A 17,105-nucleotide genomic window follows, 5' to 3' on the forward strand; every position below is an offset into this window, starting at 1 on the left:
TCGAGTTGAACCTTATACAATAATCAAAAATCGTGAATGTGTTGGTTATAAGACACATTTTCCAAATGTGTTGAGTAAAATTAAGGAGGGATATGCTTTGCGCGATAATAATTTAGATTTGCGTGTTGTTCGTACGAAAACTGCCATACGAAATGCATTGGTGGAGCTAATTGAAGAAAAAGGTTTTGACGCCATTACAGTGAAAGATATTACAACGAAAGCAAACATTAATCGCGGTACTTTCTATGCGCACTATCAAGATAAATTTGATTTAATGACAAAATGCCAAGAAGACATTATGTACGAGTTTTCTAGCATTGCTAAACAGAAATTCCCGGAAGTTATTGCTGACCTTGGATCAAATCCTTCTCCAACAATGCCATTTATACTTATCACTTCTATTCTTGAATTTCTAAATGAAAATAGTGATTTTATGAGAGCTGTACTAAGTCCGAAAGGAGATTTATCTTTCCAAACAAAACTGAAAGACTTTATGTGGAAAACATTATTTGAAGATACGAATGGTCCTCTCATTAATAAGGAGAATTTACTTGTTCCAAGCGAATATTTAACTTCTTATATGGCATCTGCACATATAGGTGTCATCCAACAATGGTTAAATAATGGACAAAAAGAAACACCTGAGGAGATTGCTCGCTTTTTATCAACAATCGCAGTTCATGGACCTTTTTATGCTGCTGGCTTAAAGAAATAAGCCCGCTTGCTTAGTAATTTCTATTATTTTATTAATAACTTGAAATTTATGTTTCTGTAAAAAAAGCTGTTGAAAGGACTCCCCTTCAACAGCTTCTACATTATTAACGATATAAACGAACTGCACCTGCAGAATTATCATCTGCTTGTCCAACTACTTCAAATTTCAATCCAAATTTCGGTAATTTACGTCCTGCATCTGGGATTAAATCATTTATATACAATTTAGAGTCATCAAACTTCGTTACACCTGGTAATCCTTTGTAATCATATGTTCCACGTGTTGGAGATACCACTTTCCATGCTGGCGTTTGGTTAAGGGAGAACGCAGCATCTGCGATTTGGAATCGTGTACTAATTTTTAACAGTTGGTTTGCCATTTAGTGTTCCAACAATTGCCTCTGGGTGAGAGTCAACAACTCCTAAGAAACCTTCACCTGGATGTAAACCAACCCAATTATCTGTAAAGCTAGAGTCTGCATACCATACTAGCAGACCTGTATTATATGGTACACCACTGCTATATTTTAACGCTTGATCAGCACCAGCATAGTTTCTCCACTATAAATAGTAGTTATGCTTCTTCTTATCAAAACCGTCTGCTACAACAAAACCATTTAATTTAAATTTCGTTTCGCCTTCTGCATCATCAGAGAACACAACATGTCCATCTACAGTTAATGTAGCATTATCAAAAGTAAAACCAGTCGGCGCTAAACCACCATCTGTAATGTATTCGAATACTAATTTTACTTTTTGACCTTTGAATTTGCTTAAGTCATAAGACTTATCTACCCATTTACCATCTGTTGTGTCTAGACCATTTTTCACATTTTTTTCACCAATTCGATCCACTAACGTTTTCGTACCATCTTCTTTCACTGCATGTACTTCAAGGAAGTCATAATCCGTTTCAATTTCATACATTGATTTATAATCAAACCTCGCATTTGTTGCATTTGTTAAATCAAACACTGGCGTTTCTAATGTTGTATGAAGGTTATCACCTTTTGTACTATAGTAGTACTTCTTACCGAATGCAGGCTGAATACCTTTCACCTCTTTATCTGGTAAGTTAACACGAATCAGACCAGGACGATTTGATTTCGTTACACTTTGATCTAAATACGTCGCATAGCCAATACCACGATTTAATTTATTATAGTCAACCTCTACAATATTGGCCCAGTTTCCACCTATGTTCTTTTGAAAGAACTCTTTGTTTTGCGGAGAGAAACTCGGTGGCGTTGTTCCTGCAATTTTACCAGCCCAGCTACCGCCACTCATAACAGACCAGGAGTTAATTGGCTCACCTGCTCCTGTGTACTTCGTATCATACTCATCTGGAAGACCTAAATCATGACCAAATTCATGTGCGAATACACCAACCGCTCCGTCTTCTGGCTCAATTGTGTAGTCGTATGCTGCCATCTTACCGCCCCAGTTATCAACTTTTGCTTTTGTTCCTTCAATTGGATATGGTGTTCCAAGGTGCCAACGATGTGACCAAATTGCATCATCACCTAGTCTACCACCGCCCCCATCTTGCCCAACTCCAGCGTGAATGACCATTAAGTGATCAATCAGACCATCTGGTTCATTTTTATTGCCATCACCATTATTGTCATATTGATCGTATTCGTCAAATTCAGATAAATCAATACCACTTTCTACAGCCGCATTTAATGCCTCTTTTACAAAATCACGAGGTCCTTTTGGTCCCATATTATCATGACCGCCATCTCCTGCATCTGCGCCATAATCTGCCGCATTACCAGGAACTGTCAACCACTTTGTTACTGTGCCATCTACTGTATAACTACCACCAGATTGCTCTTCATAATATTGTTTAAATGTTGGTACTTTTGAACCATCAAAGAGTGTAAATGGCTCATTACCAAATAACATTTTTTGATAATGTTCTGGATTAAAATCATTTGAATACATATAACCTGGTACTTGATCAATATTGTTATGCTTAAAGTCCGCAAACTCTACTAGCAATACGAGAACTTTATCTTTACGAACATCACCGTTATATTGTTTTTGCTTCGCTGAAGTAGTTGGTACTTGGCCGTTTAATCCCCCTTTAACCGGCTCTTGTCCCGCTACTGGACCACTAGCAGGTTGATCTGCTTTTTCTTTCTCATCTGCTTTTGCATCTTTAACTTTTTTCAAAAAGTCAGCCGCTTCTCTCGTAACACTATCCCCCGCTGCTGGTTCTTTTCCCGCATTTTCTCCTTTTTTCTTCTCTACGTATTTTTCAACAGCTTTTAATGTGTCTTCTTTCGACGTAGATTCATTAATTACACCGCGTTTCTTGAGCGCATCTGCTAAACGCTCCTCTTGAATTAAATTTTCATCAATCGGACTTAAAGTTCCTCCATTAAACGGCGTTGCCGCATAAACAGATTGACCCCCATACCCAAATGTGCAACTAAGCACAGCTGCCGCCGCAAGCGTAGACAGCACTTTAAAAGGTTTTTTCTTCATCCCTATTCCTCCCCAATATTAAATACGATACAACGTTTATATATTACGGAAAATTCAGAAAATTATCAATGCATTGTCTGAATTTGTAATATTTTTGAAAAAATCCTTTGTTTTAGATGAACATACATTCTGATTCATCAATATTTCAGAAAATATTGATGAAAGTTGATAAAACTATTAAAATCATAAAGAAATCGTCCACTATATTTAGTGGACGATTTCTTTATTTATCTAAAATACAACTACAACACTTCAATATATCCTTCTGTTCCATGTACCCGAATTCGTTGCCCGTCTTTTATTAGTTTCGTAGCATTCTCTACTCCAACAACTGCTGGCAGGCCATACTCACGTGCAATCACTGCTCCGTGCGTCATAAGCCCGCCGACTTCAGTGACTAACCCTTTTATAGAAACAAACAAAGGTGTCCACCCAGGATCGGTAAATGCCGTAACTAATATATCTCCATCTTCCAAATTCGCGTCTTCCATGTTTAAAATAACGCGTGCTCTCCCCTCAACCACTCCAGAAGAAACAGGCAAACCTACAATTGCTTCAGCCGGGAGATTTTCGCGTTTGTACTTACCTGTAATGATTTCTCCATCAGACGTGATAACACGCGGAGGTGTTAGTTTTTCATATAATTTGTACGCATTTTTTTGTTTATGAATAATCTTGTAATCTAGTTTATTTGTGCGAACGACTTCGTGAAGTTCTTCAAAAGTTAGATAGTATATATCTTCTATTTCATTCAGAACATTATTTTGCACAAGTTTCTCTGCTTCTTTCAGTAATGCCTGCTTATATATGAAATAACGATGAATCATGCCGTATTTCGGATATTCACGATAACCGATGAAATTGCGGAGGTTACAAATCATTCTCTTCGTCTCTTCTACTTTTTGTTCCCCATCCGGCAAGTGCTGCAATCGCTCTAACAACTCTTTTTCTTTTTTCAAAGCTTCCTGCAGCCCTTCTTCAAACTTCCGCTTACTAGCACCATATTCAAAGTCTCTTATATGATTTAAAATCATCGGTATAATTGTAGCTGGCTGTTCACTCCAGCGCGTTTTCGTAATGTCGATTTCTCCACTGCATCTCATTCCATATTTATTTAGAAAAGCATCGATTGCATCCCGAACTTTTTCCCCGCCTTTAAACTGAATTAATTCATCTAAAAAGCTGTCATCTTCTACATGCTGTAAATACGCAATGACTTCCGGATACGGCCGAATCACATCTGCCACATCCAATAACGCTAGCCCCATTTCTGACGTAATATTATGTTGTACAGATTGTGAAAGTACATCTGCTGCATTTTTTTCTCCTAGCCACTGCTCCATCTTTTCATTAATCCATGATGAAGCATTCATACCTGCCATAATGATAGCTATACTTTGCGAGTTAAATAATACTTTCTTTAATTGCTGAATGTCTTCTAAAATAAAATCAAGTACATCCACCCCTGATTTCGTTTGCATGTTTCGTTTTAATTCTTCTATTGATAATTCACTATTCTTTATTAAATTCGTAACGATTTCCGGATCGTTTTCAGGTTGTTGTTGCGAACTTGCAGGTGGCACATTTTTACTAAGATCCTTTTCTTTTTCATCATCCGATAACAATTTAATAAAATTCTCTCGCTCAATTACAGTCGTTAATGCATCTCGTATGAGCGGATCCGATTTACCTAAAGTGTTTATTAAGTAATCTCTGCTAGCAGGTGAAGCTAGTCTTTGCGTAGCATCAACAAATAGTCTTCCTCCGGCTTTACACATAGGTGCACTAGTCGTTAACAGGAAAAAAGATAAACCTAATGGTTTCATCGCATCGGTCATCATTTGTTGGTGACCAACTGATATATACACGTGATTTTCCCCATCATTTACTTCTGGAATTGGATATAAAGTCGTAATCGGTCTGCTTTGGACTATATAAATTGTATCATCAACTAAGCACCATTCAATATCTTGCGGACAACCAAAATAAGCTTCGATTTGTCTTCCGATGCGTGCTAGTTGTAAAATCTGTTGTTCAGTAAGTGTTTGAAATTTTTGCTGATTAGGAGCAATTTTCTTTCTCTCTGTTCCGCCTTCTTTTCGTCCATAGATGGCTAATTTTTTCGTTGCGATGACCTTTTCGACGATTTCGTCTTCTTTTACCTTATAATTATCGGCAGAAACCAATCCAGATACTAGCGCCTCGCCAAGTCCAAAGCTGGCATCGATTGACAACACCTTCCTATTCGAAGTAATCGGATCCGCAGTAAATAAAATCCCTGAAGCCTCAGGGAAAACCATTTTTTGAATGACAACACATATAGAAACTTGATTATGATCAAAACCGTTTTGCATTCGGTATATAACCGCCCGATCTGTAAACAAAGAAGCCCAGCATTTTTTAATATGCTGCAAAATGTTTTCTTTTCCAATAACATTTAAATACGTATCTTGTTGACCAGCAAACGAGGCATACGGTAAATCTTCAGCAGTAGCACTCGAACGCACTGCATATGCATGTTCATCGCCAAAGTGCGAGAGATAATGAGCTACTGATTCCACTACATCAACTGGAATTTCCACCGCCATAATGACTTCTCTAATCTGCTTACTAATTTCACCAATTCGATCTCGTTCCTCAATTTTTAGCATTGCTAATTGATTCAATAAAGTTTGAAACGCTCCATTTTTTCCGATGGCCTGTTCATACCCTACCGTTGTAACACAAAACCCTTCTGGCACTTGTATCCCTTGAATATTGGATAACTCCCCTAAATTCAATCCTTTTCCACCAACGAGAAAAAGCTGCGTTTTTTCTATTTCCTGAAAATCGAGAACGAAAGAACTCATTTGGCACCTCTCCTTACTATTCATGTGTTCTTGATTGTAACAGTAGTAAATGAGAAGAAACAGTCTATTTCGAACGTAAATTACATGATATAATTAAGTTAGGAAGAGATCATCACTTCTATTTCCCCTCTAATTCACTTCAATTACATCACCAAACTTAAACATTCTTTTATTATGAAAAGCAATCATTAGACATAATGGATTTCTATCGACATTTGTTATGTGTTTTTTATATAAATATATATTGTAATATCTTTATAAATCTTTTATTAAGCCATAAATTCGCCTCAAAAAATAGTAGAATCTGTGACTTTAAAAGCAATATTTTTTGTTTGCACTTTATATAAATTGATATGAATCCCTCTTAATTCTAGGACTAAATTATTGTTTTTTAATCCCGCATTAATTCTTTTCTCAAATTCGCCAAAATGAATTTTCAAGATTAGGGAACTATAATGTCGTATTAAAATATATTAAGGGGGAGAAAAATTGGACAATGAAATGAATTATGGAAGTGATTACAAGTTTATTCCAGCAACTTCAATTGAAAGTGGTCACGGCATCGAAGTATTACGTGATTTATTTTGTTACACGATTCAAATCGTCAATATATGCTTTGTTGGAAATCCTGAGACCAATGATTTTGTTTTAGTTGATGCTGGAATGCCTAAATGTGCAAATGAAATTATCTCTATCGCTAAAGATCGATTTGGTACCAATAGTCGCCCAAAAGCAATTATTTTAACTCACGGCCATTTTGATCATGTTGGGGGAATAATTGAACTCATCAAGCATTGGGATGTTCACGTCTATGCACATCAAATGGAGATACCGTTCCTGACTGGACAACAAAGCTATCCAGAACCAGACCCTACAGTTGAAGGTGGTATGGTAGCGAAAATGTCTCCTCTGTTCCCAAACGAACCAATTGACTTAGGAAATAACGTAAAAGCGCTACCTACCGATGGAACTGTTCCCCATATGCCAGAGTTTAGATGGATTCATACACCAGGACATACTCCAGGGCATATTTCATTATTCCGAGAAAAAGACCGAACTTTAATCGCTGGGGACGCTTTTGTTACAGTGAAACAGGAGTATCTATATAAAGTAATAACCCAAGAACAGGAAATAAGCGGTCCGCCTCGTTATTTAACAACAGACTGGAAAGCCGCTAAAGAGTCAGTTCTTAAGCTAGAAAAGTTAAAGCCTCTAACCGCCGTTACTGGACACGGGATACCGATGTCGGGTGAATTGCTATCAACAAGCCTCAAAACACTCGTTCAAGAATTTGATAAAATTGCTGTACCTGATTACGGAAAATATATAGATAAAAAGATGCATTAAACGCGAAAATACTTTGTTTATTTTTATATTAACGAATCAGAATATGATACAAAATCAAAACACCAAAAATATTAAGTTTAATATGAAAAAAACTGTACTTAGGCAACCTCTCTATTATAAGAATGGAACTACCCTTTATGAATAAAGCTCGATATTCCGCAAATACTATCCATAGTATAAGCCTGCCTCTTACCCAGGTTGTACTTCTTACCATTAAAGGGTGATTAAAACGGGTTACGCTATATAAAAGCATAATCCGTTTTTAATGAAATATTTTATTCCATATACGTTTAAACAATGGAGGAAAATGATGAAACATATTGTTGCTTTATTAATTAAGTACACAGCGATAACTGCAGTATTGCTAATCATTCTCAGTATCTTTCAAGGCATTTCAATTCCTAGAGTATTACTAATTTCTCTTTTTCTTACGGGAGCTGCCTATTTAATCGGAGACCTCTTCATTTTACCTAAATACGGAAATATGATTGCTACAATGGCAGATTTCGGCTTAAGCTTTTTCGGAACTTGGTTACTAACATCCTTGTTTACTAATTTAGATGCTACTCGTAATATTGGATTTTCTTCATTTTTAGCTGCTTTAATTATTGGCGGAATAGAAGTTTTCTTCCACATTTATATGCAGAAGTTAGTACTGCGTAATGACAATGAATTAAGAGAACATAATCATATTCCCCATGATAAATACGCTATGGAGATATCAGATGAATATATGGATTCTTCCACAATAAATAAGTCCAAGCTTGAGGATACACCTAAAAAATAAAAAAGTGGCCAACGCCACTTTTTTATTTTTGTTTATTACGCTTGGTCAGAATTTCTTACATGTAATGGAGGTGGAACTACCCATCCCTTTTTCTTACTTAAACGTAGCAGAGTTACACCTGCCTGCGCTTTTTTCATATGAAATTGTCCGAATAGCATACCTACATCTTCTCGAAGGCATTTTCCCATTACTTGACTACATGTCACAAGTCCAGCTGCTAATCCTGTAGAAACAGCTGCAGCAATTTCAACATCATTAATACGTGCTCCAGGAGGAATGTCTTCGATAGATGCAACTGGTCGTTCTGGAGGAGCAGGCGGTAAAGCGACCCCATTAATCTTTAAAAGAGCTTTTAATTCTTCTATTTCCGAATTCATATCATTTTCAATTAAGCCTTCTAAAAACTTCTTCAAATCTTCATCACCTGTGTGATTCATAAACACTTGATGGCTTGCAATTGCACCCTGTGCAGCAAGAAGATAACTCCAAATGTCAAATACTTCTCCGTAATGTAAAGGTTCATTTTGAGGATTTCCACTTAATATACCCATTTTTAAATTCCTACCTTTCGAAAATATCATAATAAATATTGATTTCAATATTGAAATCAAATTTTTAAGTATGCTTTTTCCTGCAAAAGATTTTCTACTATGCATGGAAAACACCTTTCCAACACTGCGTGTTTATTGTTTAGGAAAGTAGTTTACAAATTAAATACTCAAAGATTATGAAAGAAGATTATCAATAATCTTTGAGTGAGAATCTGTTTAATATAAGGTTTTTTATTTTTATGAATACACAAAAGAAATTGATTTACATATTTGCTATATTTTAAGCCAATTTACTTAGCGGTTAGCTCTACCACCAAGTTGTTGTTCTGCCATTGCTACTAAACGTTTTGTAATTTCACCACCAACAGATCCGTTTGAACGAGCTGTTGTATCTGCACCAAGTTGTACACCAAACTCTTGTGCAATTTCATATTTCATTTGATCAAGAGCTTGTTCAGCGCCTCGAACTAATACTTCATTACGACTTCCACTATTATTTTTTCCCATATTGTTTCACCTCCGATGTTTTTAATATGCTACAAATTATGAAATAATAATTATCCTTTTTATGGAAATTAGATTATGAATAAAAATTGATTTTTTTCTTAAAGTAGGGCAAAACATATAAGAAAGAATAACTGATATAACATACTTTCATAACAACACTATGTATACTTTCTAATTCCCTTCAGTAAACAAAAGAAAGATTTCTATTTCACCAAGAGATTAAATAAAATTATGTTTTGAGACATAATCCAAAAGGAGATATGAGATGAAAGCTGTAACCTATCAAGGACCAAACCAAGTACAGGTTAAACAAGTGGATGATGCAAAATTAGAGAAAAAAGATGATATTATTGTAAAAATTACTTCAACCGCTATTTGCGGTTCTGATTTACATCTATATCAAGGCAACATGCCCTTACCTCAAGGATACATTATCGGCCATGAACCAATGGGAATCGTTGAAGAAGTCGGGCCAGATGTCACTAAAGTGAAAAAAGGCGATCGTGTTGTCATCCCCTTCAACGTTTCTTGTGGACATTGTTTCTATTGCCAACATGAAATGGAAAGTCAATGTGATAACTCAAACCCTCATTACGATTCTGGTGGATACTTTGGTTATACAGAGAAATTTGGTAATCATCCAGGCGGACAAGCAGAATATTTAAAAGTTCCATTTGGTAATTTTACTCCATTTGTTATACCGGAATCATGCGAACTTGAAGATGAATCCCTACTATTTCTATCAGATGTTTTACCAACAGCCTATTGGAGTGTAATAAACGCAGGCGTTAGGCCAGGTGATACTGTTATCGTCCTTGGTTGTGGACCTGTTGGATTAATGACACAAAAATTCGCTTGGATGCAAGGTGCTAAACGTGTAATTGCAGTGGATTACTTAGATTATCGGATGAATTATGCAAAAAAGATTAACAATGTTGAGGTATTTGAGTTTACAAAATTCCCCGATATGGGAGAACATTTAAAGGAAATTACACATGGCGGTGCTGATGTAGTTATTGATTGTGTGGGGATGGATGGAAAAAAATCGCCTCTAGAATTTCTGGAACAAAAATTAAAATTACAAGGTGGAACTCTCGGTCCTATTCAAATCGCTACGAAAGCCGTAAGAAAATATGGAACGGTTCAAATGACCGGCGTTTATGGTGGCAATTATAACGCCTTTCCACTCGGTGCATTTTGGGTTAGAAATATTAATCTTAAAATGGGACAAGCACCTGTCATTCATTTTATGCCGGAACTATTTGAAAAAATAACAAATAAAGAATTTGATCCAAAAGAGATTATTACACACAAAATTCCCCTTGAAGAAGCGAGTTATGGTTATCAGATTTTTAATAATCGTGAAGACGACTGTATAAAAGTCATTCTGAAGCCTTAAAGCTACAATTCATTATTCTTAATGAAAAGATAAGATTACATTTCGTAATCTTATCTTTTTTTATTAAATGCTAAGTATCTATCCCCTATTTTCATCTCACATCTAAAATAGTTATTTTCAAAAACTTTGCATTTTGAGGTAATAAATAATTGGTAAAAACATGAATTAAAGTATTAAGTAACCAAATAGCGGACACGATAACAATGTTAACTAACTTAAAAGTGATGTTGATTATATTGCTGCTCCTCTTAATTTTGTTTCTATGAACTATTAAACGCCACTGTTACTTACTTATAATCTCCCTACCTCTATTCACATATAAAATCCCTATATTGTAAACAAAGAGGAGGGACTTGTCCCCCCTCTTCTTTTAATTTTTCTTTAAAAGAGTTGCTCCTGCAATCCCTGGGTGTGTCATTTCGAATGGATCTAGAATTAACTCTAAGTCCTCTTGTGACAATACACCATTTTTCACACAAAGTTCTCGAACAGATTGCCCTGTCGCGATTGCTTCTTTCGCAACGCGAGCTGCTGCTTCATAACCGATATGAGGGTTCACGGCTGTAATAATTCCTACACTTTTCTCAACATACTCTTTTAAGCGATCTTCATTCGCTTCAATTCCTTTTAAGCAATTATCTGTAAAGGCACGGAAACCGTTATTCATAATGCTAATCGATTGCAGTAAGTTGAAAACAAGTACTGGTTCCATCACGTTTAATTCTAATTGTCCTGCTTCTGAAGCAAGGCAAATTGTATGATCATTACCTATTACTTGGAACGCAATTTGATTAATAACTTCTGGCATAACAGGATTTACTTTCCCTGGCATAATAGATGAACCTGGTTGACGAGCTGGTAACATAATTTCTGCTAAACCAACACGTGGACCTGATGCCATTAAGCGAAGGTCATTCGCAATTTTAGACATATTCATCATACATACTTTCAGTGCTGCAGATACTTCAGTATAAGCATCCGTATTTTGCGTGGCATCTACTAAGTCTTCTGCACCAACTAGTGGTAGTTCACTAATTGCAGCTAAATGTTTTACAACTGCTTCAATATATTCTGGGTCTGCATTTAAGCCTGTACCAACTGCAGTTGCTCCCATGTTCACTTCATATAAGTGTTGACGTGATTGCTGAATTCGTTTCATATCACGTTCAAGTACGCGAGAGTATGCTTTAAATTCTTGTCCAAGACGGATTGGCACAGCATCTTGTAAATGTGTACGACCCATTTTAATAACATGATCAAACTGTTCTGCTTTTAATTCAAATACATCATGCATATAACCCATCGTTTGTAATAAGCCTTCTAATGCATTTAATGTTGCGATATGAATCGCCGTTGGGAATGCATCGTTTGTTGATTGCGCCATGTTTACATGACTATTTGGACTAATATAATGATAGTCTCCCTTTTCCATCCCTAATAATTCAAGAGCACGATTGGCAATGACTTCATTTGCATTCATGTTCATTGAAGTACCCGCTCCGCCTTGGATTGGATCTACGATGAAATGATCATGCCATTTTCCATCAAGAATTTCTTGAGCAGCCTCTGCGATCGCACCGCCCTTGTTCAATTCCAATCTTCCTACATCTGTATTCGCAAGCGCTGCTGCTTTTTTTACAATTGCGAACGCTCTAATTAAACTTTCATGAATTTTATACCCTGTAATCGGGAAATTTTCAACAGCGCGTAAAGTCTGAATTCCGTAATATGCCTCAATAGGTAATTCCTTTCCTCCCAAAAAATCATTCTCCACTCGCACGTTCTTGTTTGTCATTGCCATTTTAATTTCTCCCCCATATTAAATGTAAAACCTAAATAAATCATATGAAGTCATTACCAATCCTTATCAGATTTTATTGTTAAATCGTAGGCTAAAGGCTCTTCAATAATTTTTTTAATCTCTTCTAATTTATTAGTTTTCCCAAGCGCCCACATCAATTTTGCTATGATGGCTTCCGTATTCATATCTCCAGACAATATTACTTGATGTTGTGCCACTTTCCGTCCTACTTCATAGAGAAGTATGTCTTCTCCTTCTTCCAGGCATTGAGTAGTAATCACTACAGCAATCCCCATTTCAGTCAACTCTTGAATTTTCGAAAGCAAGTTCCTTCCTTCAAAAAGTAATCCACCGTTTCCAAAACTTTCAATAATAATTCCTTTATACAAATCTTTTAAACAATCAAATATCTCTGGTTTTGTACCTGGATACAATTTCATAAGAAAAACATCCGTACATAAATTAGTATTTATTGAAAGTTCATTATGGGAAGACGTTGGCTTCCAATGATATTTCACTTCATCTTCATTTACCTCAGCAACATATGGATAATTCACACTTTCAAATGCATCATAACTTTTTGTTCGCATTTTAACTGCTCTCGTCCCAATAATCACCCTACTATCAAAAACAATAAACACACCGCCTACATCCTCACAGGCAAACCTAAGAGCATCAGCTACATTTTTTTTTGCGTCTGTCTTTTTAAAACTAATAGGTACTTGTGAACCTGTTAAAACAACTGGTTTTCTTAAACCTTGCAGCATATAAGATAACGCAGAAGATGTATAAGCTAACGTATCCGTTCCATGTGTAATCACAAACCCGTCATAGTCATCATAGTGATTAAAAACAGCATTAGCTATTTCTTTCCAGTGCTCAGGTTGCATATTGGTACTATCAATATTCATTAAGATTTTGCAATCTATTTCTAAGTTTCGAGAAGACTTCGAAAAATAATTCAATAATTCCTCAGCGGACAATCCTGGAACAAGCCCCTCATTCCCCTCCACAGATGCAATTGTCCCACCAGTTGCAAGTAATAAAATTTTCTTCATACACAACCCCTCCATAAAATAAACAACGATATATCGTTCGCGTAATGCGTATTTATATTTATCATTATAGAACTTAATTTGAATTAATCAAGATTTTGTATTCAATACGCGTACTTTTTTTCTATTCTTGATTCTTTTTCTATGTTATAATTAATTTAATAAAATTAGATGGGGTATGAGACGAATGCTGGAACGTTTATCTAAATTAAGAAAAAATCAAAAATGGTCCTTACAAGAGACAGCAGATCGACTTGGGATTGCGAAAAGCACCTATGCCGGGTATGAAAATGGTTATAGATTACCTTCATTACAATCTTTATCAAAAATAGCCGATTTATTTGATACATCTGTAGATTATATATTAGGCCGAATTGAACATTCACATCAAAACAAAGATGTAATTGATATTACAAGACTCCTAAACGATCCAGATCCAACACTTTTAATAGATGGAGAAGCACTGTCAACAGAAGAGATAATAGATTTTATTGCTTTTGTGAGAAGTAAACGAGAACTAAGTTCCAAGAGAATAGAAAATATTGAACCAACATGTAAAAGTTGATTCAATAAAAAACGAAGACACTGTACTCTTTAAACTTAGAAATACTTAGACAATTAATTTGCAAACGGTTTATATAATGAATTCTTAGCAGCTAGCCTCATTCGGGGACTTATACTTGGAAACAATCCCATTGGTGATATGATTCAATTATTTTTCATCATTGTATAGTGGTAGCAGCTATTTTCGGAGGTTTCACATCCAATAAATCAATTATCATGAAACAAGGATTTCTCGCTATTTTAGCGTTGCTTGCCCTTTTATCTGTCATATAGAACTAAAACTTTTCAATAAAGGAACTCACTTTTGAAGAATACGCCATTCTTTCTGTAGATTTATAAGAAAGAATGGCGTTTTTGTATGTCTATTTCTGTATCGAAAGAATTTGAAAGTATAACAGAATTTAAACAAGAATTAGCAAAGTATATAAAGTACTATAATCATGAAAGAATCAAGGAAAAATAAAAGGAAATGAATCCAGTATTGTACTAGGCTCATTCCCTAGAGGCTACTTAATAAACCGACCTTTCTAACTTTCGGGGGCACAGTCTAATTGAAGTGCTACAAGCAACGAATTTACTACTTTAAAGTTAAGTGTTTAACCTTGAAGTACTGAAATTCTTTTTTCCAGACAAAGCATACATTATATCTTGATGCTTTATTGTCCTCTTATAATTATGTGGTATCGGGAATTTGTTTCGTTGTTCTTTTATTATAATTATGATTACTATAAGTGATAAAGCTACAGGTATAAAAACGATTAACAAAGCATCTTACTATTTATGAAATTCTTTGTTAATCGTTTCTCTTCTCCCTAATCTCCTGCGAGACTATATTTTTTTATTAAAATTTTCCATATCTTATTTGATTTATTCTGTAACACCAGATTGGGTTACTTTTACATCAGCTGTTACACGAAAACGTAAATGTTTATAGGATTCTTCCCATTCTTGACTGTTCCATTTTCTTACGTGAGTTCTACCAAGCTTTCTAAGTCCTATAGGATCTGTGTCTTTTTTAATAAATCTCTTTATCAATGTAGTTGCTTTTTTTTCTATTTCTTTTTCCATAATTTTTTCTAATTTTTTTATTTCTTTAGGATTATCTAGATTTTTTGTTTTTGTAAATTCTTGAATTTCAGCTTTAACTTGAATATGAGCATTTACGAATGGATGCTTACTATTCCCCTCCATCTTATATTTTGTTCTAGCTTTTATATTCTCTATCGTGGCGTAAGTATTTGAGGAACCAGGTAGTTTGAATTGGTATGTACCTTGTTTAAAATTATCTGTCAACAATTTAAATACAAATAAATCTTTAGGATTCACTTTATCAACCATTTTACATCTTTTAAAAAGTGCTATTCCATCTAACTCCAACACATTACCTTTTTTAGATATTATCGGTAAATATGAATCTCTCGCATCATCATTAAGTTGGTTTAAAAACATAAAAAAATTTGTTTTTGGCTGCGTTCCATTATCCATATTTTGCTCCAGTAAAGATGATAGATAGGAAGCAATTTCTTTTTCTTCAGAATAATTCCCCTTTAATAGTGATTCCCCTTTTACATTTGTAATTGCTAAATAAATTGCATTTCCTACACTAGGATTTCGGTTCAAAGTCTCTAAAATTTCCTGCATTCCCTTATCAATTATTTTTTCATTAAATATAATAACACGCAATTGCCCCAACTCTAGAGGTCCAGAAGACTTTTCGGATGCTCTTGCAAGAACTTCTCTACCAGTCTGGCCTGATGCTGAATAGATTTTCGTTTCACCTTCCCCGCCTCCTTTATAAGCTGAAATCGCAAAGGTTCCTTTTAGCTTACCTTTTGCTTCGGTATCATATGCCGCAACTTGAACTAAGTCAATGTCATCCACAATTTTCGTTTTAGCACAACCTATTAAGAAGACACTTACTATAAGCAAAAGTATCCATCGTTTCATGTTTATCTCCTTAACTTTATTTTGGCGGTTTGAATTAGCCATAATATAGGTAGGTATACATATATATATACAAAGCCAATTTGACCTGTCCAAGTATTTAATAAGTTAATTTTATTACGGTTATTCAAGAAAAATGATAAAACAAAGATGAACAGGATGATAACTGGCAAAACATATTTTTGCTTTATTCCCAGTGCCTCTTTTATACCACGACTTACTCCCCATAATGTAAAGGAAACGTTAGGTAATATAAAAAAAGCCCAAACAGAAACAATAATGTATTCAAACCGCTCTATAAAGGGAAATTGTATAATTTTAATCATGCTTAAATATGCCCATATCGCGCTCGCTAGTTGTTTTTCACTAAAAAACGCAAGAGTTAAAATCATAAGGTATGTGTAGACAATAGTCGTTACTAAATTTGCATAGTGCGCATATTTTTGAGAGGTTCTTGCCTTTTTAATAAATGGGTAGTACAACAATAACATTTCAAATCCAAAAAAACTAAACATATTTCCTTTCATTCCTTTCATGATTTCTAGGAATGAATGCTGTGCAATTGGAAATAAATTCTGAAAATCTGCATACTGCAAAGGATAAAAAAATGTGAAGATTAGAATGCTTGGGATAACGATTCCAAAGAAGCCGATTCCAGCAACTACACGAAATCCTCCAGTCACAATGTAATAACATAGACCCAAAAAAGCCCCTGCTATAATCCAAGATGAAATGGAAGGAAACATCCAAACATGTACTACTTCGATATAGGTATGTAGTGTTGTTGCACCTAACAATACAATATAAGATAAAAAAATGAAGTTGAACAATCCACCAATCCATTTTCCAAGTACATCTTGATTGATTGCAATGATATCTCCATTACCCTGATTTAAAATCTGATATATGATCCAAATCATAAGATTAACAGATATTCCAAAAAGCAGCGTGCTAATCCACGCATCATTTCCAACTAATTTTGCACTAATCCTTTCAAAACCAAGCATACCAACCCCCATCTGTATAGTAATAATTAAAAAAAACACCATATATGGAGAGACTTGATACTCAATTGGGATCTGTTTCATAATGCT

At 35.1% G+C, this 17,105-nt stretch carries 12 protein-coding genes and 4 pseudogenes; 7 read left to right on the top strand and 9 right to left on the bottom strand.

The window, feature by feature from the left end; translation table 11 throughout:
- The first annotated feature begins 97 nt into the window (after positions 1-97).
- Positions 98-715: a TetR/AcrR family transcriptional regulator gene (locus BC_RS15430; protein WP_001205505.1), complete on the top strand. Its 618-nt coding sequence runs from the start codon at positions 98-100 to the stop codon at positions 713-715.
- Between the two features lie 103 nt (positions 716-818).
- On the opposite strand, the pseudogene BC_RS15435 reads toward BC_RS15430, so the two are convergent.
- Positions 819-3,207 (bottom strand): annotated as a pseudogene (locus BC_RS15435) (immune inhibitor A domain-containing protein).
- A 242-nt stretch (positions 3,208-3,449) separates the two neighbouring features.
- Positions 3,450-6,056 (bottom strand): phosphoenolpyruvate synthase, encoded by a 2,607-nt coding sequence (gene ppsA, locus BC_RS15440; RefSeq protein ID WP_000094181.1) that lies wholly within the window; start codon positions 6,054-6,056, stop codon positions 3,450-3,452.
- Positions 6,057-6,545: 489 nt separating this feature from the next.
- Between ppsA and BC_RS15445 the strand changes: the two genes are divergently transcribed.
- On the top strand, positions 6,546-7,403 hold the full coding sequence (locus BC_RS15445) for an MBL fold metallo-hydrolase (protein WP_000368288.1): 858 nt from the start codon (positions 6,546-6,548) through the stop codon (positions 7,401-7,403).
- Between the two features lie 310 nt (positions 7,404-7,713).
- Positions 7,714-8,190, top strand: coding sequence for a YndM family protein (locus tag BC_RS15450; RefSeq protein ID WP_000680661.1), 477 nt, complete (start codon positions 7,714-7,716; stop codon positions 8,188-8,190).
- Positions 8,191-8,225: 35 nt separating this feature from the next.
- Here the strand turns inward: BC_RS15450 and BC_RS15455 are convergent, their stop codons facing one another.
- A complete protein-coding gene (locus BC_RS15455) occupies positions 8,226-8,741 on the bottom strand; it encodes a DUF3231 family protein (protein ID WP_001986359.1) in 516 nt (171 codons plus the stop codon).
- 294 nt (positions 8,742-9,035) lie between these two features.
- Positions 9,036-9,248, bottom strand: a complete 213-nt coding sequence (sasP, locus tag BC_RS15460) for a small acid-soluble spore protein, SasP family (RefSeq protein ID WP_000517671.1) — start codon at positions 9,246-9,248, stop codon at positions 9,036-9,038.
- A 265-nt stretch (positions 9,249-9,513) separates the two neighbouring features.
- On the opposite strand from sasP, the gene BC_RS15465 reads away from it, so the two are divergent.
- Positions 9,514-10,647 carry a zinc-dependent alcohol dehydrogenase gene (locus BC_RS15465; protein WP_000649088.1) on the top strand — a complete coding sequence of 378 codons (1,134 nt, stop codon included), beginning with the start codon at positions 9,514-9,516 and terminating at the stop codon, positions 10,645-10,647.
- 370 nt (positions 10,648-11,017) lie between these two features.
- On the opposite strand, the gene aspA is transcribed toward BC_RS15465, so the two are convergent.
- Both aspA and ansA read right to left on the bottom strand, forming a co-directional pair.
- On the bottom strand, positions 11,018-12,448 hold the full coding sequence (gene aspA, locus BC_RS15470) for an aspartate ammonia-lyase (protein ID WP_001251924.1): 1,431 nt from the start codon (positions 12,446-12,448) through the stop codon (positions 11,018-11,020).
- Positions 12,449-12,501: 53 nt separating this feature from the next.
- Positions 12,502-13,506 carry an asparaginase gene (gene ansA, locus BC_RS15475; protein WP_000722298.1) on the bottom strand — a complete coding sequence of 335 codons (1,005 nt, stop codon included), beginning with the start codon at positions 13,504-13,506 and terminating at the stop codon, positions 12,502-12,504.
- Between the two features lie 184 nt (positions 13,507-13,690).
- Here ansA and ansR point away from each other — a divergent pair, with 184 nt between their 5' ends.
- The 3 genes and pseudogenes from ansR to BC_RS28445 form a co-directional block, all read left to right on the top strand.
- Positions 13,691-14,068: an HTH-type transcriptional regulator AnsR gene (gene ansR / locus BC_RS15480; protein WP_000893569.1), complete on the top strand. Its 378-nt coding sequence runs from the start codon at positions 13,691-13,693 to the stop codon at positions 14,066-14,068.
- A gap of 57 nt (positions 14,069-14,125) precedes the next feature.
- Positions 14,126-14,340: pseudogene (locus tag BC_RS28060) on the top strand (DUF1304 domain-containing protein); the annotation flags it as partial.
- 103 nt (positions 14,341-14,443) lie between these two features.
- Positions 14,444-14,530: pseudogene (locus BC_RS28445) on the top strand (IS3 family transposase); the annotation flags it as partial.
- Between the two features lie 125 nt (positions 14,531-14,655).
- Here the strand turns inward: BC_RS28445 and BC_RS15495 are convergent.
- The 3 genes and pseudogenes from BC_RS15495 to BC_RS15505 form a co-directional block, all read right to left on the bottom strand.
- Positions 14,656-14,787 (bottom strand): annotated as a pseudogene (locus BC_RS15495) (excinuclease ABC subunit C); the annotation flags it as partial.
- A 147-nt stretch (positions 14,788-14,934) separates the two neighbouring features.
- Positions 14,935-16,014, bottom strand: coding sequence for a Ger(x)C family spore germination protein (locus BC_RS15500; protein WP_000832881.1), 1,080 nt, complete (start codon positions 16,012-16,014; stop codon positions 14,935-14,937).
- A 2-nt stretch (positions 16,015-16,016) separates the two neighbouring features.
- Positions 16,017-17,099 (bottom strand): GerAB/ArcD/ProY family transporter, encoded by a 1,083-nt coding sequence (locus tag BC_RS15505; RefSeq protein WP_000809697.1) that lies wholly within the window; start codon positions 17,097-17,099, stop codon positions 16,017-16,019.
- Between the last annotated feature and the right edge of the window lie 6 nt (positions 17,100-17,105).

Source organism: Bacillus cereus ATCC 14579, assembly GCF_000007825.1.
In the GTDB taxonomy this organism is placed as follows: Bacteria; Bacillota; Bacilli; order Bacillales; family Bacillaceae_G; genus Bacillus_A; species Bacillus_A cereus.